The sequence below is a fragment of the Bacillus sp. ISL-51 genome, from assembly GCF_018613535.1.
Taxonomy (GTDB): Bacteria; Bacillota; Bacilli; order Bacillales; family Bacillaceae; genus Bacillus.
The window spans coordinates 192039-217869 of sequence record NZ_JAGGQB010000002.1 but is presented as its reverse complement, the minus strand read 5'-3'; the positions used below and the strand labels follow the sequence as shown (position 1 = coordinate 217869).

Below are 25831 nucleotides of genomic sequence, written 5' to 3'. Positions count from 1 at the left end.
TGGAAACAATTTGCCGGAAACGTTTTTTATACAGGTTATATTTTGTGGTAAAGTTAGATTACGATAATTGAAATTTGAGAGATGACTAGGAGGAAAAGAATGGCTTATAAAGAAGAGCTGCATCCGCTGCTGGGTAAAGCCGTTGACCATATTGAAAAAGTAATTATAGGAAAAAGAGACATAGCCATACTCAGCCTGGCCGCCATTCTTGCAAAAGGCCATGTGCTGCTGGAGGACGTGCCGGGAGTCGGTAAAACAATGATGGTCCGCGCTTTGGCAAAATTGATCGGAGCGGACTTTAAAAGAATTCAGTTCACCCCGGATCTGCTGCCGTCAGATGTCACGGGTGTCTCTATTTACAATACGAAAACGATGGAATTCGAATATCGCCCCGGTCCCATTATGGGAAATATCGTGCTGGCCGATGAAATTAACAGAACCTCTCCGAAAACGCAATCCTCATTACTTGAGGCAATGGAGGAGGGGAATGTCACGATAGACGGGAAGACGATGCCGCTGGGTGAGCCGTTTTTTGTCATGGCTACTCAAAATCCGGTCGAATACGAAGGGACGTACCCGCTGCCCGAAGCCCAGCTTGATCGGTTTTTATTTAAGCTGAAGATGGGGTATCCGACTGCCGAGGAGGAGCTTGAGGTACTGTCTTTGCAGGAAGGGCGAAATCCGCTTGAAACAATGGAACCGGTTATTTCTAAAGAACAATTTATCTGCCTGCAAAAAAACATGGAGCAGGTGCGGGTGGATGCCGGCGTGAAAGCGTATATCGTCGGCATCACTCAGGAGACACGGCGGCATCCGTCTGTGCATTTGGGCGTAAGCCCGCGGGGTTCCATATCCCTGATGAAAGCGGCGCAGGCTTACGCACTGCTTCATCATCGCGATTATGTCATTCCTGACGATATTCAGTATCTGGCCCCGTTCACATTGCCGCACAGGATGATCCTGCATGCTGAGGCGAAATTTAATGAAGTAACGCCGGAAGCGGTTATAGAGGAAATCCTGTCATCGGTGAAAGTGCCTGTCCAAAGGGCGTCGGTCCGCTGATGAAAAAGAAAGTGTATTGGCTGGTATACGGCTGGAAGCTGCTCGTGCTGATCATGCTGACGGCAGCGGTTTTCTCTTATGCCATGTTTCAGGGCGGATTTGTGAGCTGGTTTTTATTTTATGCGTTCTTGCCGTTTACAGTGTACGCCGGCTTGCTCGCTCTGTACCCGCTGCGGGCGTTTCAGGTGACGCGTGAAACATCTGCCGCCCAATTAACCGCAGGAGACAAGCTTTTCGTGGCAGTCACGCTGAAGCGGCGCCTGCCGTTTCCGCTGATGTATATGGTGATTGAGGATGTAATGCCGGAAACGCTTGGTGAAAGGCGTCGTGCAAAACAGCTTGTATTTCCGTGGTTTCAAAAAAAACTGACGTTTCACTATCAATTGTCACCGGTTCCCCGCGGAGAGCATCGTTTACATACCGTAAGGGTGCGGACAGGCGATGTCCTCGGGCTTTTGGAAAAAACAGCGTCTTTTACAATCGCGGATACAATTTTAGTCTATCCGGTGTATTCGGCTCTTCGTTACAAGCCGTATGCAGCCCGGCAGGAAGAAGGCGCGGGTGCGGCTGCGCCATTTCATATGCACCGCTCCACAGTCGCCGCAAGCGTCAGAAATTATCAGCCGGGCGACCGGTTTTCAGCGGTCGATTGGAAAACATCGGCGCGCCGCAATGAACTGATGACAAAGGAATTTGAACCGTTGACGAGCATGAATCTGGTCCTGATTCTGGACTGCCAGTCGTCTCCTTCGTTTGAAGCAGCGGTGTCAGCGTCCGCTTCTCTTCTTTATACAGTTTTAATCGGCGGCTCTTTTGCCGGATTTGTTCCATTGGGCAATGAACGCACTGTCTTTCCGGTTCAGGAGGGTGAGCGGCATTTCAGAAACATCCTGCGTTACTTAGCATCAGCCGCTGATGTGAACACGAATCCGATGAGCCGTTTAAGGGAAGAACTGGCAAACCGCCGAGTGCGCCAAGCCGCGATTGCCGTCGTTACGGGCAGGCTTTCAGAGGAGCTGCTGGTGCAGGCTGAGGCCGGTTCGGCAAACATGACCGTTTTCGTAGCGAAAGAAACGAATGCCGCGCTTCCGGAATCGGAACGGAAACTCGCTCTCCGCTTTGCTCAAAAGAATATAAATGTACAAATGATCAGGGACGGACGGGTGTCTCATGTTGTATAGAAAGAGAGGTGGCGCGCCGCATGCCGCATGACGAGAACCAGGGAAGCAGGCTGAGCTTGCTGCTGTTTTATTTTCTCGCTTTTTTGTTGTTATGGGAATGGCTCAGGCCGCTGCAGAATTTTACGGATACAAAACATAAAGGTTTTTTCATTGTATTTATCGGCCTGACATTTCTGCTGTCATTTTTTCGGATGAGATGGTATGTAACCGTGCCGTCTTGTATCCTGTTTACATTAATCAGCATTCATATTTTGTTTTATAAAGGATCAATTTTGAATCTGGGATGGCTCAGCTCTTTTTTACGGGACGTGATGCTGAATACCGGGCACATCGGAACCGGCAGATGGAATGATATGAACCCTTCTTTCCGCACACTGCTGTTTTTTGTGCTCTTATGGCTGCTCGTGTATTTGCTGCATTACTGGGTGATCTATCAGCGGAAAATTCTATTCTTTTTTATTATGACGGTGGCGTATATTACGGTGCTTGATACATTTACGCCTTATGATGCCGCATACGCCGTCATCCGTATCGTCTTCATTGGCTTTCTGATGATGGGGCTTTTGTACATGGAACGCATTCGCCTGACGGAAAACATAGCATTGAAGAAAAGGCTTATCGCCAAATGGTTTTTCCCTCTGGCGCTTTTCATTTGTGCTTCTGTCATATTCGGCTTGGCGGCTCCGAAATCAGACCCGAATTGGCCTGATCCGGTGCCGTTTTTCAAAAAAATCACCAATCAGCATCAGGTGCCGGCCGCTGAAAGCAAAATCGGCTACGGCAACCATGATGAAACGCTGGGCGGTCCTTTCCAGCAGGATGATACTCCTGTATTTAAATGGAAGGGGAAGGAACGGGCTTATTTCCGCGTAGAAACGAAGGATACGTATACGGGAAAAGGCTGGGTGGAAACAGATCAAGGCATGTCTTATAAAATTGACAGGGGAAACGTGGAAGACCTGTGGTTTGACCGGAGTGTACAGACAAAGCGTTATACAGCGCAGGTGTCCATCGACAAAAATTACCTCTATAATCACGTCATGTATCCGATCGGCGTATCCAATATTAAGCCGAAACAATCCGTCCAGCTTGAAATGAACGGGAACACTGAGCAAATCACACCCGTCAGTGAACAAGTGGGCAATATTCGGAATATGGGCAGGTATACGCTGACATTTCAGTCGCCTGTCTTTAAGCTGAATGAACTCAGAAAGGTGAAAGTAAAGCAAAACCGCTCGCAAAATCAATTTAATGACCGTTATTTACAGCTTCCTGACAACCTGCCGGAAAGGGTGGGGAAGCTCGCGGAGAAGCTGACGCGCGATCATCACAATATGTTTGATAAAGCGAAAGCGATCGAAGATTATTTAGGGTCTTCCGCCTTTTCATATCAAACGCAAGACGTCGCAGTGCCGAAACAGGATCAGGACTATGTCGACCAGTTTCTTTTCGAAACGAAAAGAGGATATTGCGATAACTTTTCTTCAGCGATGGCCGTGCTGCTGAGATCGTCGGGAATTCCGGCCCGCTGGGTGAAAGGGTACACCTCGGGGGAGTATAAAGCAGCCGGGGATCAAAACGGATCGATTTATGAAGTGACCAATAACAACGCCCATTCTTGGGTGGAGGTTTATTTCCCTGATCAGGGCTGGGTCACATTTGAACCGACAAAAGGGTTCACCAATCCGACGGAATTTACGTCAGAGATGAAAAGCTCTGCTGACGGCAGCAACGACTCAACAAAAAAATCGGAGAAATCTTCCGAAAAGCCGCGCGAAGAAACAAAGCCGAAAAAGGAAGCTGCGCCGAAAGACCAAGAAAAGCGCAGTTTTACACCGAACCCGGCCTTGCAGAAACAAGCGGCGGCACATTTTTGGCCGTATGCCGCAGCCCTTATCATTTTTGCAGCGGCAGCGGCGCTTGCGTGGTTTTTCCGTTCCCGCTGGATTCCATTTGCTGAAGCCGCCAGACTGAAACGGCGAACCGATGAAGATGCGTTTTTTGATGCATACGCCGCATTGCTCCGCCAGCTGAAAAGAAAAGGATACGGCAGGGGTGGCGGTGAAACGCTGCGTGATTTCGCCGCGAGAATAGACGCTGCATACGAAACAGAAGATATGTCTGAACTCACGCTTCGCTATGAGCGGGCCTTGTACCGCAATGACGATCCAGCCGAGCTTTGGAATGAATCGAGACAGTTGTGGGAAAATATAATTAAAAGAAGATAGTCTTGACCGCATATGTTCCTGTTGTTAGAATAAATGAATGTTAAATGGGAGCCCGGGAGCGTTAAAAGCCGGGCTCCGAACAAGTCTTGCCGGCAGAGGGCGGAACGTGTGTCCTCCGTTTTTTTCTGTGTCAAAAACTTAGAGGAGATTAGGTGACAACCATGACGAAGTTAGTGAATGAAATGATTCTTGTTCTTGATTTCGGCAGTCAGTATAACCAGCTGATTACCCGCCGGATCCGTGAATTTGGTGTATATAGCGAGCTGCATCCCCATACATTGACAGCTGAAGAAATCAAAGAAATGAATCCAAAAGGAATTATCCTTTCAGGCGGACCGAACAGTGTGTATGATGAAGGATCATTCCGCTGCGACGAAAAAATCTTTGAACTGGATATCCCTGTACTGGGTATCTGCTACGGAATGCAGCTGATGACTCATTACCTCGGAGGTAAAGTGGAAGCAGCCAGCCAGCGTGAATACGGAAAAGCGAACATTCACATTCAAGGCACTCCTGATTTGTTCAAAGATCTTCCTGAAGAGCAAGTGGTTTGGATGAGCCACGGCGACTTAGTCGTGAAAGTGCCGGAAGGATTTACGGTAGACGCGACAAGCCATCACTGCCCTAATTCAGCGATGAGTAAGAAAGACAAAAAATGGTACGGTGTTCAGTTCCATCCGGAAGTTCGTCATTCAGAATACGGAAATGACCTTCTGAAAAACTTTGTCTTCGACGCTTGTGAATGTAAAGGCGAATGGTCAATGGAAAACTTTATCGAAATCGAAATGCAAAAAATCCGTGAAACAGTCGGAGACAAACAAGTGCTTTGCGCGTTGAGCGGCGGAGTAGACTCTTCTGTCGTAGCCGTTTTGATTCATAAAGCGATCGGCGACCAGCTGACTTGTATCTTCGTCGATCACGGCTTGCTGCGTAAAGGCGAAGCGGAAGGCGTCATGAAAACGTTCAGCGAAGGCTTTAACATGAACGTGATTAAAGTAGACGCGCAAGACCGTTTCCTGAACAAGCTGAAAGGCGTATCTGATCCGGAGAAAAAACGTAAAATCATCGGAAATGAATTTATTTACGTGTTTGATGATGAAGCGGACAAGCTCAAAGGAATCGATTACCTTGCGCAAGGAACGCTTTACACAGATATTATCGAGAGCGGCACGGCGACTGCCCAAACGATTAAATCACACCACAATGTCGGCGGACTTCCTGAAGACATGCAGTTTGAATTGATTGAACCGCTGAATACGCTCTTTAAAGACGAAGTGCGCGCGCTCGGCACAGAACTCGGCATTCCTGATGACATCGTATGGCGCCAGCCGTTCCCTGGACCGGGCCTTGGCATCCGTGTTCTCGGTGAAGTGACCGAGGAAAAACTTGAAATCGTTCGTGAATCAGATGCGATTCTGCGTGAAGAAGTGGCGAACCACGGCCTCGAACGCGACATCTGGCAATACTTCACCGTTCTTCCTGACATCCGCAGCGTTGGCGTTATGGGAGATGCGAGAACGTACGATTACACAATAGGCATCCGCGCCGTTACATCAATCGACGGCATGACATCTGACTGGGCGCGTATCCCTTGGGATGTGCTTGAAGTGATCTCAACACGCATCGTAAATGAAGTCAAACACATTAACCGCGTCGTGTATGACATTACGAGCAAGCCGCCTGCAACAATTGAGTGGGAATAAATAAAGTATCCGTAAAACGTCTCTTACAAAAGAGGCGTTTTTTTCTTTCTTGTCATCTTTTTGAAACCGTTTCGGAGTGTTTCGTATCTAAGAACATGGGAGGTGGATAAGGTGAAGGAAGAACGATTGATCACAAAGGCGAGAAAAGGTAATACCGCCGCCTTTGAAAAACTGAACACAGCTCATCAGGAGACTTTATATAAAACGGTTTATCTCTATTTACATCATAAGGAAGACACGCTGGACGCGGTGCAGGAAACGGCGTACAAGGCTTTTCTCAACATAGGGAAACTCAAGGAGCCGAAGTACTTTAAAACGTGGCTCATACGCATTCTGCTCGATACAATTTTTGCGATGAAGAAAAAGCAGGGGGATGTTATCCCGTTTGAATCGCAGCATGAAGCGGGAGCGGTGAACCGAAACATTGAAGAATACATAGATCTTCGAAACGCGCTTGAAACACTTGACGAACATGTGCAGCTGACGATTCAGCTTTATTATTTTCAGGACTTTTCGATACCGATGATTGCTGAGCAGACCGGCATGGCGGAAGGCACCGTTAAAACACATCTGCACCGCGCGAGAAAAGCATTGAAGCAGGAGCTGGAAAAGGAGGATAAACAAACATGGAAAAGCATCAAATGAAACAATTGTATCAAGACATTGATGTGCCGAAGCAGGAATTGAAAAAAGCGATACAAAGCGCTGCTTCCCGTGCCGGAAAAGAAGGCGCAGCCAAACGGAGATGGGGAAGAAAACTGACAAACGGTCTGGCCGTCGCTGCTGCTTTGTTTTTGCTTTATCTGTCCTCCGGCTTGTTCATCCCCTCCGTTAATACGGCTATGGGAAATATCCCAGTTGCCGGACAAATTTATAATCTTTTTCAAGATAAGGCGGGTTCAGCACTTTTTAAAAGCAATCTGGTGACGAAGCTGAATGAAAAAGCGGAATCGCGCGGAATCACAGTAACGGTGAAAAGTGTGTATTACGACAGCGGCCAGCTCGTTTATAATTTTATTGTTGATCACCTGAAATCCGATGAGGACCATATTTCGTTTCAAGTTGATTATAAGGATGACCTTAATATTTTAGCTGAAGATTATGACAGCCGGGAATTGAAAAAATTGACAGATGGACGGTATGGAGGCCAGCTTCGTTTTTTCACAGATAGCTCAAAGTTAAAAGACGGTGATAAGTTCCCGCTTGTCATTACACAGTTAAGGACATCCCAGGAAACTGGCGATTTAAACTCCCTGTAAAAAAACAGCATTCAACCTTTTTAGAAGGAACGAAAGATGTGACGATAAATAACGGATTGTATCGGCTGTTCGATATTCGAGCGGAAAACGGAACGAGGGGTTCTGCTCTGCAATATACAATTGACTATCACGGTATTGCCAAAAAAGACGTCATTTCCATTTATGGCGCAACGGATGATGCAGGCAACCATTATGAAATGACGTTATCCAATATTGAACTGGGGAATAGGAAGAAACTATCCAGCGGAGATGAAAGAGCCCGGGGACAAACTCAATTCAGCAAACCAATTGATCCAAAAGCGAAAAAGCTCTTCATTACGGGTGATGTGAAATTTGAAACGGAAACCAGCGAAATCGTACCTCTGCAAACAAAACTGCCGGTCAGCTATAAAACAGAACACCATCACATCGGAATAAAAATCAATAAAATCAAGCAAGAAGGCAGGCGTGTCGTTGCCGACTATCAATTCACCGGAATCGACTTGGAAAAAACAGATGCGGATCAGCTGATTAATGTCGGGGAAACGATCGGTCTGGGCCACACGAAAAAGATGAAAGCTTGGTCATCTCCAGACGATTATGAGAAAGGCTATTATCTCAAAGGAAACAAGGCAAAAGTCACAAATCTTAAAAAAGGTGAAATGGAATCCGTATTTGAATTGGATGATTCACACAATAAAGAGTATTCATTACGCCATTTCTCGCTCGGCTCATACGCCCTTTATATTGAAAAAACCCATATGAATCTGCTGACAAATAACGATCTCACATTCGAAGTGCCGATCCGGCAAATGTCAGAAAAATAAATCCTTTAAAGGCGGCTGTTTTGCCGCCTTTATTTTTGGAATCATTTGGTCAATTGACGAATAAACTAATTTTTTTTCTCGGTATTGTTCGTTTTTTATATTGAGTTTTCAAAATTGAATTGATACAATAGACTCAGAAATCAAATATGCATTGATATCGTATAATCGCGGGGATATGGCCCGCAAGTTTCTACCAAGCTACCGTAAATGGCTTGACTACGGATAAATCTCAATCGTTTGATATAAATAATACATTCCTTATTTATTATTCAAACTGAACGTATGTAGTCAAGCGTCCCAAATTTGTTGGGGCGTTTTTTATTTGGCGGATAACGGGCAGAATAAATGGGAGAGAATGAAGGAGGCAATTGGCTTGAAGCAATTTTTTCAGTTTGATGAGCTGGGGACAAGCTATCGTAATGAAATTATCGGCGGATTAACGACCTTTTTGTCAATGGCGTACATCCTGTTCGTAAACCCTCTGACACTGTCACTAAACGGTGTGAAGGCATTTCCGGAAGCATTAAAAATTGATCAGGGAGCGGTTTTCACCGCAACTGCACTTGCGTCTGCGGCCGGCTGTATTTTAATGGGGCTGATCGCGAGGTATCCAATTGCGATTGCGCCGGGTATGGGATTAAACGCGTTTTTTGCATTCTCTGTCGTTCTCGGCATGGGGATTTCCTGGCAGGCGGCGCTTTCCGGCGTATTGATTTCCGGGATCATTTTCGTTGCGCTTTCGTTAACAGGATTGCGTGAAAAAATCATAAATGCGATTCCGCCGGAGCTGAAATTGGCGGTAGGCGCAGGAATCGGTTTGTTTATTACATTTGTCGGCTTACAGGGCTCCGGCATTATTGAAGCGAACTCATCCACTCTTGTTTCTATCGGCAACATTCATAGCGGACCTGTGCTGTTAACGATTTTCGGCGTCATTGTGACCGTCATTTTAATGGTGCTTCGCGTGAACGGCGGTGTTTTTATCGGAATGCTTCTGACGGCCATTGCCGGAATGATCTGCGGTTTGATTACTGTTCCGACGCATATTATCGGGAGTGTGCCGAGCCTTGCGCCGACTTTCGGACAAGCATGGATGCACCTGTCGGACATTTTCTCCGTTCAAATGCTGATTGTCATTTTAACCTTCTTGTTCGTCGGGTTCTTTGATACAGCGGGTACGCTTGTGGCTGTAGCGACCCAGGCCGGACTGATGAAAGAAAATAAACTTCCGCGCGCGGGAAGAGCTCTTCTTGCAGATTCCACGTCTATTGTGATCGGGGCAGTGCTCGGCACTTCGACAACGACATCATATGTTGAATCAAGCTCAGGCGTTGCTGCGGGTGCGCGTTCGGGATTTGCGGCTGTCGTTACGGGGATTCTCTTTTTGCTTGCGATGTTTTTCTCGCCGCTTCTGTCCGTCGTTACCACAAATGTGACGGCTCCGGCTTTGATTATTGTCGGCGCGCTGATGGTGGCGCCGCTCGGCAAAATCGCCTGGGATAAATTTGAGGTGGCGGTTCCGGCATTCTTAACAATGATCATGATGCCGCTGACGTACAGCATTGCGACCGGGATTGCGATCGGCTTTATTTTCTACCCGATTACAATGATCTGTAAAGGAAAAGGAAAAAGCGTTCATCCGATTATGTACGGGCTGTTCGTCATCTTTATTCTGTACTTTATTTTCTTAAAATAATGGAAAAAACCGGCTGCGTAACCAGCCGGTTTTTGTTTTTTATCGTATTTTGTAAAACCATTACATACAATAAAACGTCATGTGGATGTCCGAATAAAGGAATCACTTGACTGTTCAAGGACGCTTCGGTACCTTATATAAGTGTTTTATTTTCTTGTTTAACAGATTCCGCCGTATTTTTTTGATAGGAGTTGCTGACATGACGGAAGAAAGAAAAGAAACGTTTGAAGAAGAAAAACAGAATCAGAAAATAGATGAAGAACCGCTGTCGAGAATGTCCAGAAATGCGGGACGCCATCAGAAGCAAAAGAAAAAGGAAAAGCAGCGGCGCCCGGCCGCGCCTTTTACGGAAAAGGTCGGCACTGTATGGGCTGCTGTCAAACGGTATTGCCGTTTTGCCTTGCGCATCTTGCAATCACCGGTGAAAATCGTGGAGGAGGACGAATTCTCCCGTTTTAAATATGCCCTTATTTCAATGCTTGTGTTCAGTATCTTTTTTTCAATCGGAAATTGGTTTCAGCTGAGGGCAAGCCAGCAAAGAACTCTCGGATTCGGAGAGCGGCATCATACGTTTTTTGACGGATTTACCGTTGTTCTCGTGTATTCGCTCGTCTTTTTAGCCGCTGCGGCCGGGGCGGTCTGGCTTGTATCACGCTATATGATGAAACAAAAAATTACGATGCGTGATGCGGCTGCTGGGTTTGGCTCACTTTTGGTACCCGCTGTAGCCTGCTCTATTGTGTGGATGATTTTCGCCATACTGAATCTGCCGGTGATCACCGTCATTTTTACAGCCCTTACGCTGTTTTTGGTTGTTTCCGCAATCGTGCAGTTTGTCCAGATACTGTATAAAACGGCTGAACGGGCATCGGTCGATGTGATGTACTGCATTCTGGCGGCCGCATTCATTATGCTTGTATTTACGGCATTGACATGGCCGCTCGTCTCGGAGTACTTTACGGCCTCGCTGATACCGTTATAAGTCGAAATGTGTCTGACACAATGTTTACAAATATTTCTAATTTCACGTGTTGTTTTACTGTGCAGGCCGATATATGATAGGAGCAACAGAAAAACGCTAGAGGCATCAAACTTAATGATTCGGAAAGGATGATTGAGGATGGCCCCATTGTTGCGCGAAGCCATTAATCGAAAGAAGCAGCTGCTGCAGACGAAGCTGATTCACTCAGGTTTTTATCAAGATCATGGCCATGAACTGGCCGGATATACGCTGAGTGAGCTTGAAAAGGAATATGAAATATTAAAGAGTATTAAAAAGAAGCCCCGGCTGCACTAATATGAGAGAATGGAAGTCTGCCTTTTAAAGGCGGGCTTTTTTATTTTTCTTTTGAAAACGGGCAAAAGAGGGTAAACTATTTTTGTCGAAAGGTTTGTGCGGCTGCACCGCTGCCGTTTTCTCCAGCAGAATATGAGTGCTTCTTGAATCAGAGGGGGGATGATCAATGATGCAAACGATCTTATCAAACAGTATAGGCATGGTTCTCATTATTCTCATTATTAACATCATATATGTATCTTTTTTTACGATCAGAATGATTCTGACGTTAAAGGGCCAGCGCTATTTGGCAGCAGGCATCAGTACAATTGAGATTCTTGTGTATGTGACCGGCCTGAGCCTCGTGCTCGGCAATCTGAACCAAATTCAAAACGTTATCGCTTACGCTCTCGGCTACGGTCTTGGCGTCATCGTCGGAATGAAAATTGAAGAAAAGCTCGCGCTCGGGTATATCACGGTCAATGTCATTACGAAGGAGCTTGATTTAGATCTTCCGAGACAGCTGCGGGAAAAGGGATACGGAGTCACAAGCTGGGTAGCGGGCGGACTTGAAGGAGACCGGACCGCCATGCAGATTCTGACACCGCGAAAATATGAGCTCCAGCTGTATGATACGATTAAAACGCTTGACGAAAAAGCGTTTATCATCGCCTTCGAACCGAAAACCATCCACGGCGGTTTCTGGGTAAAAGCAGTGAAGAAGAGGAGAATTAAGGAATGACAAAGCCAAAAAAGAAACGCTTTGAAGTGACAGAACATGAAACGATCGATACCATTCTCACTTTAATGAAAGAAGAGGGATATATGCCAGTCAGGCGTATGGAAGAGCCGATCTTTACAGAAAAGAAAGAAAATGGATCAATTCAAGTCGTTCCTTGCGGGAAAAAAATCGTATTTGAAGGCAAATTGATCTAAACACGAACATTAAAAGAAAGAATTTTTATATCGTTCGATAATGTCGTTGACATTATCTAAGTCCGTTGTTAAGATAAACATGAAATCAAAACACGACCTCATATAATCTTGGGAATATGGCCCATAAGTTTCTACCCGGCTGCCGTAAACGGCCGGACTATGCAGGAAAGTGATAAACAGCTGACATGGATATCGCAGAAGCGAACGACTGACGATACACGCGCCATGCCCGGTTTGTATTGCTTCCTCATAGTGCAATGCGAACCGGGTTTTTTTTGTCTGAAAACAAAGCATGAAAAGGTGGGAACAGAATGCAGCCGCTAGCAGGAATCATCATGGGAAGCACCTCTGATTGGGAGACAATGAAACATACATGTGACATACTTGACGAACTTCACATCCCTTATGAAAAACAGGTTGTATCCGCTCATCGGACGCCTGATTTGATGTTTGAATACGCAGCGAGCGCCAGAGACAGAGGCTTAAAAGTCATCATTGCCGGAGCCGGAGGAGCGGCGCATCTGCCGGGAATGACGGCGGCGAAAACGACGCTTCCGGTCATTGGCGTGCCGATTCAGTCTAAAGCGCTCAACGGGCTGGATTCACTACTGTCCATCGTGCAGATGCCTGGCGGCGTGCCGGTCGCGACGACAGCCATCGGAAAAGCGGGCGCGGTGAACGCCGGTCTGTTAGCCGCGCAAATTTTGTCGGCATTTGACGAAGACATTGCGCAAAGACTAGAGGCGAGAAGAAACACCACTGAACAAGCGGTGCTGGAAAGCAGTGATCAGCTTGTCTAATCATACGATCTACCCGGGTGCCGTAATCGGCATAATCGGCGGCGGACAGCTTGGAAAAATGATGGCCGTTGCCGCAAAGCAGATGGGATATAAAGTGGCTGTCGTCGATCCTGTGAAAGACTCGCCGTGCGGACAGGTCGCCGATGTGGAAATTACCGCCCCTTATAATGACCGTGAAGCGATTCGGAAGCTGGCGGATATCAGTGACATTATCACCTATGAATTTGAAAATATTGATTACGAGGCGCTGAACTGGCTTAAGGATAACGCGTATCTCCCGCAGGGAAGCGAGCTTCTGCTCATCACCCAGAACCGGGAGACGGAGAAAAAAGCGATCCAATCAGCCGGCTGCCAAGTCGCCCCTTATCGGATTGTCAATAGCGCGACTGAGCTGAAGCAGGCCATTCAGTCACTCGGACTGCCGGCGGTTTTAAAAACCTGCCGCGGCGGATATGACGGAAAAGGTCAATTTGTCATTAAGGAAGAGGAGCAGGCAGACGAAGCATCCGCACTGTTAGAGAACGGAACCTGCATTCTTGAAAGCTGGGTCCCGTTCCGAATGGAGCTGTCTGTCATCGTGACAAGATCAGTGCACGGAGAGATTTCAACTTTTCCGGCAGCTGAAAACATTCACCACAATAATATTTTGTTCCAAAGCATTGTGCCTGCGAGGGTGGATGAGGCGGTTCAAAAGCGGGCCGAGGCGCTCGCCGTTCAGCTCGCCGAAACATTGGGGCTTGTCGGACCGCTTGCGGTGGAAATGTTTGTGACGGAAGAAGGAGATCTTCTCATCAATGAATTGGCGCCGCGTCCGCACAACTCAGGGCACTATACGCTTGATCTTTGCGAAACGAGCCAATTCGAGCAGCATATCAGAGCGGTTTGCGGTTTGCCGCTTGGCAAAACCGAACTGTTAAAACCCGGAATGATGGTGAATCTTCTCGGAGATGAAGTGAAACTCGTTGAGGAAAAGACGGAGCTTTTAAAGGAAGCCAAGCTTTACCTGTACGGGAAACATGACATTAAAAAAGGCCGCAAAATGGGACATATCACGTTTTTGCGGGAGCCTGATGACGAATGGATTCAGGACATGGCGAATATATGGATGAATAGAGACGGAGGACGAGCATAATGATCGAACGTTATTCAAGACCTGAAATGTCCGCGATTTGGACGGACGAGAACAGATACCAAGCATGGCTGGAAGTTGAAATTTTAGCCTGTGAAGCCTGGGCGGAGCTTGGCGTCATTCCGAAAGAAGACGTCAAAGTCATGCGCGAAAACGCGTCTTTCGACATTAACCGCATTTTAGAAATCGAGCAGGATACGCGTCATGACGTCGTTGCTTTTACCCGCGCGGTTTCTGAATCATTAGGCGAAGAAAGAAAATGGGTGCACTACGGCCTGACTTCAACCGACGTCGTGGATACGGCTCTTTCTTACCTATTAAAACAGGCAAACGACATTTTGCTCAAGGACATTGAGAGATTTGTTGACATCATAAAAGAAAAAGCGAAAGAACATAAATATACGGTGATGATGGGACGCACACACGGCGTACACGCTGAGCCGACAACATTCGGCCTGAAGCTTGCGCTTTGGCATGAAGAGATGAAACGCAATCTTGAACGCTTCAAGCAGGCGAAAGCAGGCATCGAAGTCGGTAAGCTTTCCGGCGCGGTCGGCACATATGCGAACATTGATCCGTTTGTAGAGCAATATGTTTGTGAGAAGCTGGGACTGAAAGCGGCGCCGATTTCGACGCAAACGCTGCAGCGTGACCGCCATGCGGATTATATGGCAGCACTTGCCCTGATCGCGACAAGCATTGAAAAATTCGCAGTTGAAATCCGCGGACTGCAAAAAAGTGAAACGCGCGAAGTGGAAGAGTTTTTCGCAAAAGGACAAAAAGGATCATCGGCTATGCCGCACAAACGGAATCCGATCGGTTCAGAAAATATGACAGGCATGGCGCGCGTCATCCGCGGCTACATGCTGACGGCATATGAAAATGTTCCATTATGGCATGAGCGCGATATTTCTCATTCATCAGCAGAACGGATTATTCTTCCGGATGCGACCATTGCGCTTAACTACATGCTGAACCGTTTCAGCAATATCGTCAAAAACTTAACGGTATTCCCTGAAAATATGAAACGCAACATGGACCGCACGCTCGGTTTAATTTACTCTCAGCGCGTGCTGCTCGCTTTAATTGACACGGGCCTGCCTCGCGAGGAAGCATATGACACGGTTCAGCCGAAAGCAATGGAAGCGTGGGAAAAGCAAGTTCCGTTCCGCCAGCTTGTCGAAGCGGAGGAAAAAATCACTTCCCGACTCACGCCGGAACAAATTGCTGACTGCTTTGACTACAATTATCACTTAAAAAACGTCGACTTGATCTTTGACCGTTTAGGTTTATAGAAGAAGCCAGCCGGAGGCGGCTTCTTCAGCCGTCCCAGATTGAAAATTTCAAACATTCGGGTTAGGAGGCCTTCGGTGAATATTGTGAAAAACGAACTTCTTTATGAAGGAAAAGCGAAACGAATTTACAAAACTGAAGACGAACAGATACTTTACGTGGTTTATAAAGATTCCGCCACAGCTTTTAACGGTGAGAAAAAAGCGGAGATCAGCGGGAAAGGCCGTCTGAACAATGAAATCTCAAGCCTGATTTTCAAACATCTGCATGCCCAAGGAATCGACAACCATTTCGTTGAGCGCATCTCTGAAACAGAACAGCTCATCAAAAAAGTGAGCATCATACCGCTTGAAGTCGTCGTCAGAAACGTTGCAGCCGGAAGCATGTCCAAACGCCTCGGCATCCCGGAAGGAACAGAGCTTCCGCAGCCGATTATCGAATTTTACTACAAAGATGACGCACTTGGTGATCCGCTCATTACAGAAGATCATATTTGGCTGTTAAAAGCGGCTTCGCCTGAACAGGTGGAAAAGGTCAAATCCATTACAAAACAGGTGAACAAAGAGCTTCAGCACATTTTTGACGGCTGCGGTGTCAGATTAATAGATTTTAAGCTTGAATTCGGTGCGGACGCAGAGGGACAGGTGCTGTTAGCGGATGAAATTTCTCCTGATACGTGCCGTCTGTGGGACAAAGACACAAACGAAAAGCTTGATAAAGATCTGTTCAGACGGAATTTAGGAAGCTTAACCGATGCATACGAAGAGATTTTCAAAAGACTGGGAGGCATTTCATAATGTATAAAGTGAAGGTATATGTCAGCTTAAAAGAAAGTGTACTTGATCCGCAAGGGAGCGCGGTGCAGCATGCACTGCACAGTATGACCTACAATGAAGTGCAGGATGTGCGCATCGGAAAATACATGGAGCTGACGATTGAAAAATCTGACCGCGATCTTGACGGGCTTGTGAAAGAAATGTGTGAAAAACTGCTCGCCAATACGGTGATCGAAGACTACCGATATGAAGTTGAGGAGGTTGTCGCACAGTGAAATTTGCGGTGATTGTGTTACCAGGCTCTAACTGCGATATTGATATGTTTCACGCTGTAAAGGACGAACTAGGCGAAGAAGTCGAGTATGTCTGGCACGAGGAAACAAGCCTTGACGGATTTGACGGCGTGCTCATCCCCGGCGGCTTCTCTTACGGCGATTACTTAAGATGCGGCGCCATTGCCAGATTCGCAAACATCATGCCGGCTGTCAAAAAAGCGGCAGCTGAAGGAAAACCGGTTCTCGGCGTTTGCAACGGTTTTCAGATTTTGCAGGAGCTTGGCCTTCTGCCCGGCGCGATGAGACGAAACAAAGATTTAAAATTTATTTGCCGCCCGGCTGAGTTGGTTGTGCAAAATGAGAAGACGCTGTTTACCACTTCATATGAAAACGGCGAATCAATCACTATTCCGGTAGCCCATGGCGAAGGGAACTTCTACTGTGACGACGAAACGCTTGAAGCATTAAAAGAAAACAATCAAATCGCCTTCACATACGGAACGGATATTAACGGAAGTGTCAGCGGCATCGCGGGTGTCGTAAATGAAAAAGGCAATGTACTAGGCATGATGCCTCACCCTGAACGCGCGGTTGACGAGTTGCTCGGCAGCGCAGACGGTCTAAAATTATTCCAGTCTATCGTGAAAAATTGGAGGGAAACTCATGTCGCTACTGCTTGAACCAAGTAAAGAACAAATTAAAGAAGAGAAACTCTATCAGCAAATGGGTGTCAGTGATGACGAGTTCGCACTCATTGAATCTATTATCGGAAGATTGCCAAACTACACAGAAATCGGAATTTTTTCCGTCATGTGGTCTGAGCATTGCAGCTACAAAAACTCTAAGCCGATTTTACGCAAATTCCCGACAAGCGGCGAACGCGTGCTGCAAGGCCCGGGAGAAGGCGCCGGAATCGTTGACATCGGAGACAATCAGGCGGTTGTGTTCAAAATTGAATCACATAACCACCCGTCAGCGCTTGAGCCTTACCAAGGAGCTGCAACAGGAGTGGGCGGCATCATCCGTGACGTATTCTCAATGGGCGCCCGTCCGATTGCTGTATTAAACTCTCTTCGATTTGGTGAACTCACTTCACCGCGTGTGAAGTACTTGTTTGAAGAAGTAGTTGCGGGAATCGCGGGATACGGAAACTGTATCGGTATTCCGACGGTCGGAGGAGAAGTGCAATTCGACGCCAGCTATGAAGGCAATCCGCTTGTCAACGCCATGTGTGTCGGCCTAATTGATCATAAGGATATTAAGAAAGGCCAGGCGAAGGGAGTCGGCAATACCGTCATGTATGTCGGTGCAAAAACAGGCCGCGATGGTATTCACGGCGCTACATTCGCTTCGGAGGAAATGTCAGATTCATCTGAAGAAAAACGGTCTGCGGTACAAGTGGGCGATCCTTTCATGGAGAAGCTTCTGCTTGAAGCCTGCCTTGAAGTCATCCAATGCGACGCGTTAGTGGGCATTCAGGACATGGGGGCGGCCGGTTTGACAAGCTCAAGCGCAGAAATGGCAAGTAAAGCCGGCTCCGGCATTGAAATGAATCTTGATCTCATTCCGCAGCGTGAAACAGGCATGACCGCTTACGAAATGATGCTTTCTGAATCTCAGGAACGGATGCTTCTCGTCATTGAACGCGGGCGTGAGCAGGAAATCGTCGATATTTTTGAAAAATATGACCTTGAAGCCGTTTCTGTCGGCCATGTAACCGATGATAAAATGCTCCGCCTCCGCCATAACGGAAAGGTCGTTTGCGAACTTCCGGTTGATGCGCTTGCGGAAGAAGCGCCTGTATATCACAAGCCTTCAAGTGAACCGGCATACTATCGTGAGTTTCAGGAAACAGAAGTTTCTGTCCCGGAAGTGAAGGATGCGACGGAAACACTTTTCGCTCTTTTGCAGCAGCCGACGATCGCCAGCAAAGAGTGGGTGTACGACCAATACGATTATATGGTCCGCACCAATACAGTTGTTGCCCCGGGATCTGACGCCGGTGTGCTCAGAATCCGCGGAACGAAAAAAGCGCTGGCGATGACGACAGATTGTAATGCTCGTTATTTATACCTTGATCCAGAAATCGGCGGAAAAATCGCTGTTGCCGAAGCGGCGCGCAATATTGTATGTTCCGGTGCTGAGCCGCTTGCGGTCACGGATAACCTGAACTTCGGGAACCCTGAAAAACCTGAGATCTTCTGGCAGATTGAAAAAGCGGCCGTCGGGATCAGCGAGGCGTGCAACGTACTCAGCACCCCTGTAATAGGGGGCAACGTATCACTTTATAATGAATCAAACGGAACGGCTATCTACCCGACACCGGTCATCGGCATGGTCGGTTTAATCGAAGATACAGCTCATATTACGACGCAGCATGTCAAAGCGGCCGGAGACCTGATCTATGTGATCGGCGAAACAAAACCGGAGTTTGCGGGAAGCGAGCTGCAAAAAATGACGGAAGGCAAAATTTACGGCAGAGCGCCGGAAATTGACCTGGCCGTAGAAGAGGCACGCCAAAAAGCGCTTCTGAATGCGATTAAACAAGGATTGGTTCAATCAGCCCATGACGTTTCTGAAGGCGGGCTCGGCGTAGCGATTGCAGAAAGCGTCATGACGACAGACAGCCTCGGCGCAAACGTTATGGCATTTGAAGAAGCGGCTCTGTTATTCAGTGAGTCTCAATCACGTTTCGTTGTATCCGTGAAGGAAGAAAACAAGGCGGCGTTTGAAGCGGCTGTGGCAGATGCCGTTCACATCGGTGAAGTGACAGCTGACGGACTTTTGACCATTCGAAGCCAAGAAGGACACCAATTGGTTCACGCGCAGACGAAAGAGCTTGAGCGCGCGTGGAAAGGAGCTATTCCATGCTTGCTGAAATCAAAGGCCTAAATGAAGAATGCGGTGTGTTTGGCATCTGGGGGCATGAAGAGGCTCCGCAAATTACGTATTACGGCCTGCACAGCCTGCAGCACAGAGGGCAAGAGGGCGCCGGAATCGTGGCAACTGACGGCAAAAAGCTGACAGCGCACAAAGGCCAGGGGCTCATTACTGAAGTGTTCCAAAACGGCGAACTGAGCAAAGTGAAGGGCAAAGGCGCCATCGGCCACGTCCGTTATGCGACGGCCGGAGGCGGAGGATATGAAAATGTCCAGCCGCTTTTGTTCCGCTCGCAAAATAACGGGAGTCTCGCACTCGCCCATAACGGCAACTTAGTCAACGCCACACAATTGAAGCAGCAGCTTGAAAACCAAGGGAGCATCTTTCAGACTTCCTCCGATACGGAAGTGCTGGCTCACCTGATTAAACGCAGCGGCCATTTTACATTAAAAGACCAAATCAAAAATTCTCTGTCCATGCTGAAAGGCGCCTACGCCTTCTTAATCATGACGGAAACAGAAATGATTGTGGCGCTTGACCCGAACGGACTCAGACCGCTATCCATCGGAATGCTCGGCGACGCTTATGTCGTTGCCAGTGAAACGTGCGCGTTTGACGTTGTCGGCGCCGCGTATCTGCGGGATGTCGAGCCTGGCGAAATGCTCATTATTAATGACGAAGGCATGCAGACTGAACGTTTCTCCATGAACATTAACCGCTCCATTTGCAGCATGGAGTATATCTATTTCTCAAGACCGGACAGCAATATCGACGGCATTAACGTGCACAGCGCGCGTAAAAACCTCGGAAAAATGCTTGCGAAGGAATCGGCGGTTGAAGCGGATGTCGTCACAGGCGTGCCTGATTCCAGTATTTCTGCGGCAATCGGCTACGCCGAGGCAACGGGTATTCCGTACGAGCTCGGCCTCATTAAAAACCGTTATGTCGGCAGAACCTTTATCCAGCCGTCACAGGCTCTTCGCGAACAAGGAGTCAGAATGAAGCTGTCAGCCGTACGCGGAGTTGTTGAAGGGAAACGCGTCGTTATGGTCGATGATTCCATCGTGCGCGGGACGACAAGCCGCCGGATCGTCACGATGCTCAGAGAAGCTGGGGCGACAGAGGTGCATGTGAAAATCAGTTCACCGCCAATCGCTCATCCGTGCTTCTACGGTATCGATACTTCAACGCATGAAGAGCTGATCGCTTCCGCCCATTCGGTTGAAGAAATCCGCCAAATCATCGGTGCCGACACACTTTCTTTCTTAAGCGTAGACGGATTGTTAAAAGGGGTCGGCCGTAAATTTGAAGACACCAACTGCGGACAATGTCTCGCATGCTTTACGGGCAAATACCCGACAGAAATTTATCAGGATACAGTGCTTCCTCATGTGAAAGAAGCGGTGTTAACAAAATAATTTTTGAAAATGACATAAAGGCAGCGCGAATTCCGGCTGCCTTTCTCTTTCTGCCTTTTAAGGAGAAACGAATTGACAAGGAGTGGTAGGGATGTCTGATGCTTATAAAAACGCCGGAGTTGATATCGAAGCCGGATATGAAGCCGTCAAACGAATGAAAAAACACGTGGAGCGTACAAAAAGGCTGGGCGTGATGGGAAGTCTGGGCGGTTTTGGCGGAATGTTTGATCTGTCAGAGCTTCCGTATCAAAAGCCTGTTTTAATTTCAGGAACAGACGGCGTCGGTACAAAGCTGAAACTTGCATTCTCCATGGATAAGCATGACACGATCGGTGTGGACGCGGTCGCAATGTGTGTAAACGATGTTCTCGCTCAAGGAGCAGAGCCGCTGTTTTTCCTTGATTATTTAGCAGTCGGCAAGGCTGATCCGGTGAAAATTGAGCAGATCGTTCAAGGCGTGGCAGACGGCTGCGAGCAGTCCGGCTCTGCGCTTGTCGGCGGTGAGACGGCGGAAATGCCGGGCTTATACACGGCTGACGAGTATGATATTGCCGGTTTTTCAGTCGGAGTCGTTGAAAAAGACGAAATCGTAACCGGCGAAAAGATCGAAGAAGGACATCTCTTAATCGGACTTACTTCAAGCGGCCTTCACAGCAACGGGTTTTCTCTTGTGAGAAAAGTGCTTCTGGATGATGCCCAGCTTGATTTGGATTCTGTATATGAGCCGTTTGAGCGGCCTCTCGGAGAAGAACTGCTGGAACCGACGAAAATTTATGTGAAGCCCGTGCTTGCGGCGGTAAAAAGCGGCAAAATCGACGGCATGGCACATGTGACGGGCGGAGGCTTTATCGAAAATATTCCGCGGATGCTGCCGGAAGGTCTGAGCGCCGAGATTGATCACGGCTCATGGCCGATTCCGCCGATTTTTCCGTTTTTGCAGGAGCACGGCAGGCTGAAAGAAGAAGAAATGTTCAACGTCTTTAATATGGGCATCGGTTTTGTCCTGGCTGTGAAAGAAGAATGCATGACGGAAGTAATCGAAACGCTTGAAGCGCATGGCGAAAAGGCATATTTAATCGGGCGTGTGAAACAGGGGCACGGCGTTGCTTTCGGCGGTGCGGCTCTTTCATGAAAAAGTTCGCGGTATTTGCTTCTGGAAACGGGTCGAACTTTGAGGCCATTGCCAATCGTCTGAAAGAAGAAAATTGGGATGCGGAGCTGTCGCTGCTCGTCACAGACAAGCCTCAGGCCAAGGCGGTTGAAAGGGCGGAGGCGCTGAACATCCCTTCATTTGCATTTGAGCCGTCAGCTTATGAAAATAAGGCTGCCTTTGAGCGGGCAATTATCGAACAGCTTCGTCTGCACGAGGCGGAATTAATTGTTCTTGCCGGTTATATGAGGCTGATCGGAGACACTTTACTCAAAGCGTACGGCGGCAAAATCATTAACATTCATCCATCGCTTCTCCCGGCATTCCCGGGAATTGACGCGATCGGACAGGCACATCGGGCGGGTGTGAAGGTTGCGGGGATCACCGTTCATTACGTAGACGAAGGAATGGACACCGGGCCGATCATCGCGCAAAAAGCATTTGAGATACAGGAAAATGATACGCTCGAAGACATGGAAAAAACGATACGCAAGCTTGAGCACAAGTGGTATCCAAGCATGATTAAACAGCTGCTGGGACTAAATAACAGAGGTGAAAAGGCATGACAATCAAACGCGCATTAATCAGTGTTTCTGATAAAACAAATCTCGTACCTTTCGTAAAGGAACTGACAGAGCTTGGCGTCGAGGTCATTTCGACAGGCGGAACAAAAAAACTCCTTCAAGAAAACGGTGCGGACGTCATCGGCATTTCAGAAGTGACGGGATTTCCTGAGATTATGGACGGACGGTTAAAAACACTTCATCCTAATATTCACGGCGGACTTCTTGCCGTAAGAGACAATGATGAGCATATGGCGCAAATCAATGAACACGGCATTAAGCCCATTGATCTTGTGGTCGTCAACCTTTATCCGTTTAAAGCAACGATTTCAAAAGAAGACGTGACATATGAAGAGGCAATAGAAAACATTGATATCGGCGGTCCGGGAATGCTGCGCGCAGCTTCCAAAAACCATCAGGATGTGACGGTTATCGTGGATCCGGCCGATTACAGCGCCGTGATCAGTGAAATCAAGGAAACAGGCGGCGTCTCGCTTCAGAAAAAACGCCAGCTGGCTGCTAAAGTATTCCGCCATACCGCAGCTTACGATGCATTAATCGCTGAGTATTTAACAAATGAAGCCGGAGAAAAAGACCCCGAGCAATTTACTGTCACATTTGAGAAAAAGCAATCGCTTCGCTATGGAGAAAATCCACACCAAGAGGCTGTTTTCTGCCAAAGCGCACTTCCGGTCAGCGGTTCAATTGCGGCTGCAAAACAGCTTCACGGCAAAGAGCTTTCTTACAACAACATTAAAGACGCGGATGCGGCAGTTCAAATCGTCCTTGAATTCACAGAGCCCGCGGCTGTTGCCGTTAAACATATGAACCCGTGCGGAGTCGGTACGGGGGCTTCGATCGAAGAAGCCTTTAACAAAGCCTATGAGGCTGATAAAACATCTATTTTCGGCGGCATTATCGCGCTCAACCGTGAAGTCGATAAGGCGGCGGCTGAGATCCTTCACGGCATCTTTTTAGAAATCATTATCGCCCCATCTTTCAGTGAAGAAGCGCTTGAGGTATTAACGGCGAAGAAAAACCTCCGCTTGCTGACGCTTGACGTGACCGCTTCAGGAAAGAAAGAAAAGCAGCTGACATCCGTTCAGGGCGGACTTTTGATTCAAGATTTAGATGTGCACGGCTTTGACGATGCCGATATCAGCATCCCGACAAAAAGAGAGCCGAACGAGCAGGAGTGGAAAGACCTGAAGCTTGCTTGGAAAGTTGTAAAACACGTGAAATCAAACGCAATCGTCCTTGCGAAAGATCATATGACCGTCGGTGTAGGAGCGGGACAGATGAATCGTGTCGGTTCAGCCAAAATCGCTATCGAACAGGCCGGAGAAAAAGCAAAGGGCAGCGCTCTTGGTTCAGACGCGTTTTTCCCGATGCCGGATACGGTTGAAGAAGCCGCAAAAGCTGGCGTAACAGCGATTATCCAGCCGGGCGGTTCAGTGCGTGATGAAGATTCGATCAAAAAAGCGGATGAATACGGCATTGCCATGGTATTCACAGGCATCAGACACTTTAAACATTAAGGGGATGAACAAAGCGTGAATGTATTGATTATCGGTAAAGGCGGCAGAGAGCATACACTGGCATGGAAAGCGGCGCAAAGCGCACTTGTTGACACAGTGTACGCCGCGCCCGGAAACGACGGAATGGCAAACAGCGCGACTCTCGTCAGCATTGAAGAAAGTGATCATGCCGGGCTCGTTGCGTTTGCGAAAGAACATCATGTCGGCCTGACGATTATCGGCCCTGAAGTCCCTTTAATTGAAGGGCTTGCCGACGAATTTGAAAAAGCCGGACTGCTTGTGTTCGGACCGTCAAAACAAGCGGCGATCATTGAGGGAAGCAAACAATTTGCAAAAGACTTAATGAAAAAATACGGCATTCCGACAGCGGAATATGGCACATTTACGTCTTTTGAAGAGGCGAAAACGTACGTTCAGAAAAAAGGCGCGCCGATTGTTATTAAGGCGGACGGCCTTGCTGCCGGCAAAGGCGTAACGGTTGCGATGACAGAAGAAGAAGCGATCGAATGCCTGCACGATTTTCTTGAGGATGAGAAGTTTGGCGAGGCGAGTGCGTCTGTCGTCATTGAAGAATTTCTCGCCGGTGAAGAGTTTTCCTTAATGGCGTTTGTCAAAGGAGAAACCGTCTGCCCGATGGTGATCGCCCAAGACCATAAACGTGCGTTTGATGGAGACAAAGGGCCGAATACAGGCGGAATGGGCGCCTATTCGCCGGTTCCGCACATTACTGAAGAAATCGTGCAGCACGCCGTTGAAACAATCGTGAAGCCTGCGGCAAAAGCCATGGTGCAAGAAGGCCGCTCCTTTACAGGCGTGCTGTACGCGGGGCTGATTCTGACGGAAAACGGCTCAAAAGTGATTGAATTTAATGCCCGCTTCGGCGATCCGGAAACACAGGTCGTTCTTCCGAGAATGGATTCAGACCTCATCCAAGTGCTACTCGATCTGCTTCAGGAGAAGGACGTTGACTTGAAATGGAAGGATACGGCCGCAGTCAGCGTCGTCCTTGCTTCCGAGGGTTACCCTGAAAGCTATGAGAAAGGCACGCCGATCGGTTCTCTGACTGCAAATGAAGAAGGGATCGCTGTTTTCCACGCCGGCACGAAAAAAGACGGAGACCAATTTGTCACAAACGGCGGCCGGGTAGCTAATGTTACGGCATTTGCTGATACATTTGAAGCGGCGAGAGAAAGAGTATACAGCGCCGTTTCTGACCTGACCAAACCCGGCTTGTTTTTCAGAAACGATATCGGCGCCCGAGCGCTGAAAGCTTCTCAACGATAACAGGCAGAACCCCGCAGCACCCGAGCTGCGGGGTTTTTCTCACGAAAAAGTATGTTGAAAGGCTGAGGAGGAGAGGACAACCAAAGTCGTCGGCTTGCCGTGAGCCATACATTCATCGATAAAATCCTCAAGCGTATGGACGGATTCCGTCACGACCTTTGTTATGTAGCTGTACATACCGGTAATTCTGTGGTTTTCCGCAACGTCAGGGTGCTTCCCGGCAAAGGCGGCGTAATGCTTGCAGTTTCTCGGCTCCATAAGGATAAATGCTGTTACCTGTTTATTAAGCTTTTCAAAGCAAATATTAGCGCTGTAGCATGTGATTACTCCTCTTTCTTCAAGCTTTTTGACTCTTTCGGCAGCGCTTGGAGAGCTAAGTCCGACAAGCTTGCCGAGTTCCACCATTGTCAGCCGGGCGTTTTTTTGTAAAAGCGAGAGAATATGCAAGTCCGTTCGATCCAGGATGATCACTCCTTTTCTTTTTAAGCAATCTTATGCAGATTCCTTCAATTTTAAATAGAAAGAATCATTTTTGCTTAATTGTAGCATATGGCTGTCTGACTTCTTTTTTTATAATA

The 25831-nt window shown here is 47.8% G+C and carries 23 protein-coding genes, 1 pseudogene and 2 riboswitches; of the genes and pseudogenes, 23 read left to right on the top strand and 1 reads right to left on the bottom strand.

Annotated elements, in window-relative coordinates; all coding sequences use genetic code 11:
- The first annotated feature begins 99 nt into the window (after positions 1 to 99).
- The 23 genes and pseudogenes from J7E26_RS01155 to purD all read left to right on the top strand — a co-directional run bounded on the left by J7E26_RS01155 (position 100) and on the right by purD (position 25253).
- Positions 100 to 1062, top strand: coding sequence for an AAA family ATPase (locus J7E26_RS01155; protein WP_214800521.1), 963 nt, complete (start codon positions 100 to 102; stop codon positions 1060 to 1062).
- Entirely contained in the window at positions 1062 to 2243 is a 1182-nt protein-coding gene (locus J7E26_RS01150; RefSeq protein ID WP_214800520.1) for a DUF58 domain-containing protein, read from the top strand. The genes J7E26_RS01155 and J7E26_RS01150 overlap by 1 nt, the downstream gene beginning before the upstream one ends.
- A 20-nt stretch (positions 2244 to 2263) precedes the next feature.
- Complete coding sequence (locus J7E26_RS01145; protein WP_214812899.1) at positions 2264 to 4471, top strand: transglutaminase TgpA family protein; 2208 nt, start codon at positions 2264 to 2266, stop codon at positions 4469 to 4471.
- Between the two features lie 161 nt (positions 4472 to 4632).
- Entirely contained in the window at positions 4633 to 6174 is a 1542-nt protein-coding gene (guaA, locus tag J7E26_RS01140) for a glutamine-hydrolyzing GMP synthase (RefSeq protein WP_214800518.1), read from the top strand.
- A 111-nt stretch (positions 6175 to 6285) separates the two neighbouring features.
- Positions 6286 to 6819: a sigma-70 family RNA polymerase sigma factor gene (locus tag J7E26_RS01135; RefSeq protein ID WP_214800517.1), complete on the top strand. Its 534-nt coding sequence runs from the start codon at positions 6286 to 6288 to the stop codon at positions 6817 to 6819.
- Positions 6801 to 8239 (top strand): annotated as a pseudogene (locus tag J7E26_RS01130) (DUF4179 domain-containing protein). The gene J7E26_RS01135 and the pseudogene J7E26_RS01130 overlap by 19 nt, the downstream one beginning before the upstream one ends.
- A 137-nt stretch (positions 8240 to 8376) precedes the next feature.
- Positions 8377 to 8478: riboswitch (purine riboswitch) on the top strand.
- Between the two features lie 134 nt (positions 8479 to 8612).
- Complete coding sequence (locus J7E26_RS01125; protein WP_214800516.1) at positions 8613 to 9935, top strand: NCS2 family permease; 1323 nt, start codon at positions 8613 to 8615, stop codon at positions 9933 to 9935.
- Between the two features lie 199 nt (positions 9936 to 10134).
- Positions 10135 to 10917, top strand: coding sequence for a hypothetical protein (locus J7E26_RS01120; RefSeq protein ID WP_214800515.1), 783 nt, complete (start codon positions 10135 to 10137; stop codon positions 10915 to 10917).
- Positions 10918 to 11055: 138 nt separating this feature from the next.
- Positions 11056 to 11232 carry a Fur-regulated basic protein FbpA gene (locus tag J7E26_RS01115; protein ID WP_214800514.1) on the top strand — a complete coding sequence of 59 codons (177 nt, stop codon included), beginning with the start codon at positions 11056 to 11058 and terminating at the stop codon, positions 11230 to 11232.
- Positions 11233 to 11398: 166 nt separating this feature from the next.
- Entirely contained in the window at positions 11399 to 11953 is a 555-nt protein-coding gene (locus J7E26_RS01110) for a DUF2179 domain-containing protein (protein WP_061520202.1), read from the top strand.
- Positions 11950 to 12147, top strand: a complete 198-nt coding sequence (locus J7E26_RS01105) for an NETI motif-containing protein (RefSeq protein WP_003155772.1) — start codon at positions 11950 to 11952, stop codon at positions 12145 to 12147. The genes J7E26_RS01110 and J7E26_RS01105 overlap by 4 nt, the downstream gene beginning before the upstream one ends.
- A gap of 78 nt (positions 12148 to 12225) precedes the next feature.
- Positions 12226 to 12327, top strand: a riboswitch (purine riboswitch).
- 131 nt (positions 12328 to 12458) lie between these two features.
- Positions 12459 to 12947: a 5-(carboxyamino)imidazole ribonucleotide mutase gene (gene purE / locus J7E26_RS01100; RefSeq protein WP_214800513.1), complete on the top strand. Its 489-nt coding sequence runs from the start codon at positions 12459 to 12461 to the stop codon at positions 12945 to 12947.
- Positions 12940 to 14079, top strand: coding sequence for a 5-(carboxyamino)imidazole ribonucleotide synthase (gene purK, locus J7E26_RS01095; RefSeq protein ID WP_214800512.1), 1140 nt, complete (start codon positions 12940 to 12942; stop codon positions 14077 to 14079). The genes purE and purK overlap by 8 nt, the downstream gene beginning before the upstream one ends.
- Complete coding sequence (gene purB, locus J7E26_RS01090) at positions 14079 to 15371, top strand: adenylosuccinate lyase (RefSeq protein ID WP_061520206.1); 1293 nt, start codon at positions 14079 to 14081, stop codon at positions 15369 to 15371. The genes purK and purB overlap by 1 nt, the downstream gene beginning before the upstream one ends.
- 75 nt (positions 15372 to 15446) lie before the next feature.
- Positions 15447 to 16166, top strand: coding sequence for a phosphoribosylaminoimidazolesuccinocarboxamide synthase (gene purC, locus J7E26_RS01085; RefSeq protein WP_214800511.1), 720 nt, complete (start codon positions 15447 to 15449; stop codon positions 16164 to 16166).
- Positions 16166 to 16420, top strand: a complete 255-nt coding sequence (gene purS, locus J7E26_RS01080) for a phosphoribosylformylglycinamidine synthase subunit PurS (RefSeq protein ID WP_061520208.1) — start codon at positions 16166 to 16168, stop codon at positions 16418 to 16420. Before purC ends, purS begins: the two co-directional genes overlap by 1 nt.
- Positions 16417 to 17100 carry a phosphoribosylformylglycinamidine synthase subunit PurQ gene (gene purQ / locus J7E26_RS01075; RefSeq protein WP_214800510.1) on the top strand — a complete coding sequence of 228 codons (684 nt, stop codon included), beginning with the start codon at positions 16417 to 16419 and terminating at the stop codon, positions 17098 to 17100. The genes purS and purQ overlap by 4 nt, the downstream gene beginning before the upstream one ends.
- Complete coding sequence (gene purL / locus J7E26_RS01070) at positions 17084 to 19312, top strand: phosphoribosylformylglycinamidine synthase subunit PurL (RefSeq protein ID WP_214800509.1); 2229 nt, start codon at positions 17084 to 17086, stop codon at positions 19310 to 19312. The genes purQ and purL overlap by 17 nt, the downstream gene beginning before the upstream one ends.
- Positions 19288 to 20718 carry an amidophosphoribosyltransferase gene (purF, locus tag J7E26_RS01065; protein ID WP_214800508.1) on the top strand — a complete coding sequence of 477 codons (1431 nt, stop codon included), beginning with the start codon at positions 19288 to 19290 and terminating at the stop codon, positions 20716 to 20718. The genes purL and purF overlap by 25 nt, the downstream gene beginning before the upstream one ends.
- Before the next feature lie 91 nt (positions 20719 to 20809).
- A complete protein-coding gene (gene purM / locus J7E26_RS01060; protein ID WP_214800507.1) occupies positions 20810 to 21850 on the top strand; it encodes a phosphoribosylformylglycinamidine cyclo-ligase in 1041 nt (346 codons plus the stop codon).
- Complete coding sequence (purN, locus tag J7E26_RS01055; RefSeq protein WP_214800506.1) at positions 21847 to 22434, top strand: phosphoribosylglycinamide formyltransferase; 588 nt, start codon at positions 21847 to 21849, stop codon at positions 22432 to 22434. The genes purM and purN overlap by 4 nt, the downstream gene beginning before the upstream one ends.
- Entirely contained in the window at positions 22431 to 23969 is a 1539-nt protein-coding gene (gene purH / locus J7E26_RS01050) for a bifunctional phosphoribosylaminoimidazolecarboxamide formyltransferase/IMP cyclohydrolase (protein ID WP_214800505.1), read from the top strand. The genes purN and purH overlap by 4 nt, the downstream gene beginning before the upstream one ends.
- 15 nt (positions 23970 to 23984) lie before the next feature.
- Positions 23985 to 25253 carry a phosphoribosylamine--glycine ligase gene (gene purD, locus J7E26_RS01045; protein WP_214800504.1) on the top strand — a complete coding sequence of 423 codons (1269 nt, stop codon included), beginning with the start codon at positions 23985 to 23987 and terminating at the stop codon, positions 25251 to 25253.
- Positions 25254 to 25292: 39 nt separating this feature from the next.
- On the opposite strand, the gene J7E26_RS01040 is transcribed toward purD, so the two are convergent.
- A complete protein-coding gene (locus J7E26_RS01040) occupies positions 25293 to 25715 on the bottom strand; it encodes an Lrp/AsnC family transcriptional regulator (protein WP_214800604.1) in 423 nt (140 codons plus the stop codon).
- Between the last annotated feature and the right edge of the window lie 116 nt (positions 25716 to 25831).

Bases quoted from the DNA above. Each gene is read 5' to 3' on its own strand.
- J7E26_RS01150 (WP_214800520.1), top strand. From the start codon at position 1,062: ATGAAAAAGAAAGTGTATTGGCTGGTATACGGCTGGAAGCTGCTCGTG.
- J7E26_RS01105 (WP_003155772.1), top strand. From the start codon at position 11,950: ATGACAAAGCCAAAAAAGAAACGCTTTGAAGTGACAGAACATGAAACG.
- purN (WP_214800506.1), top strand. From the start codon at position 21,847: ATGAAAAAGTTCGCGGTATTTGCTTCTGGAAACGGGTCGAACTTTGAG.
- J7E26_RS01155 (WP_214800521.1), top strand. From the start codon at position 100: ATGGCTTATAAAGAAGAGCTGCATCCGCTGCTGGGTAAAGCCGTTGAC.
- purH (WP_214800505.1), top strand. From the start codon at position 22,431: ATGACAATCAAACGCGCATTAATCAGTGTTTCTGATAAAACAAATCTC.
- purM (WP_214800507.1), top strand. From the start codon at position 20,810: ATGTCTGATGCTTATAAAAACGCCGGAGTTGATATCGAAGCCGGATAT.
- J7E26_RS01120 (WP_214800515.1), top strand. From the start codon at position 10,135: ATGACGGAAGAAAGAAAAGAAACGTTTGAAGAAGAAAAACAGAATCAG.
- purL (WP_214800509.1), top strand. From the start codon at position 17,084: ATGTCGCTACTGCTTGAACCAAGTAAAGAACAAATTAAAGAAGAGAAA.
- guaA (WP_214800518.1), top strand. From the start codon at position 4,633: ATGACGAAGTTAGTGAATGAAATGATTCTTGTTCTTGATTTCGGCAGT.
- purB (WP_061520206.1), top strand. From the start codon at position 14,079: ATGATCGAACGTTATTCAAGACCTGAAATGTCCGCGATTTGGACGGAC.
- purS (WP_061520208.1), top strand. From the start codon at position 16,166: ATGTATAAAGTGAAGGTATATGTCAGCTTAAAAGAAAGTGTACTTGAT.
- purF (WP_214800508.1), top strand. From the start codon at position 19,288: ATGCTTGCTGAAATCAAAGGCCTAAATGAAGAATGCGGTGTGTTTGGC.
- J7E26_RS01145 (WP_214812899.1), top strand. From the start codon at position 2,264: ATGCCGCATGACGAGAACCAGGGAAGCAGGCTGAGCTTGCTGCTGTTT.
- purE (WP_214800513.1), top strand. From the start codon at position 12,459: ATGCAGCCGCTAGCAGGAATCATCATGGGAAGCACCTCTGATTGGGAG.
- J7E26_RS01110 (WP_061520202.1), top strand. From the start codon at position 11,399: ATGATGCAAACGATCTTATCAAACAGTATAGGCATGGTTCTCATTATT.
- J7E26_RS01115 (WP_214800514.1), top strand. From the start codon at position 11,056: ATGGCCCCATTGTTGCGCGAAGCCATTAATCGAAAGAAGCAGCTGCTG.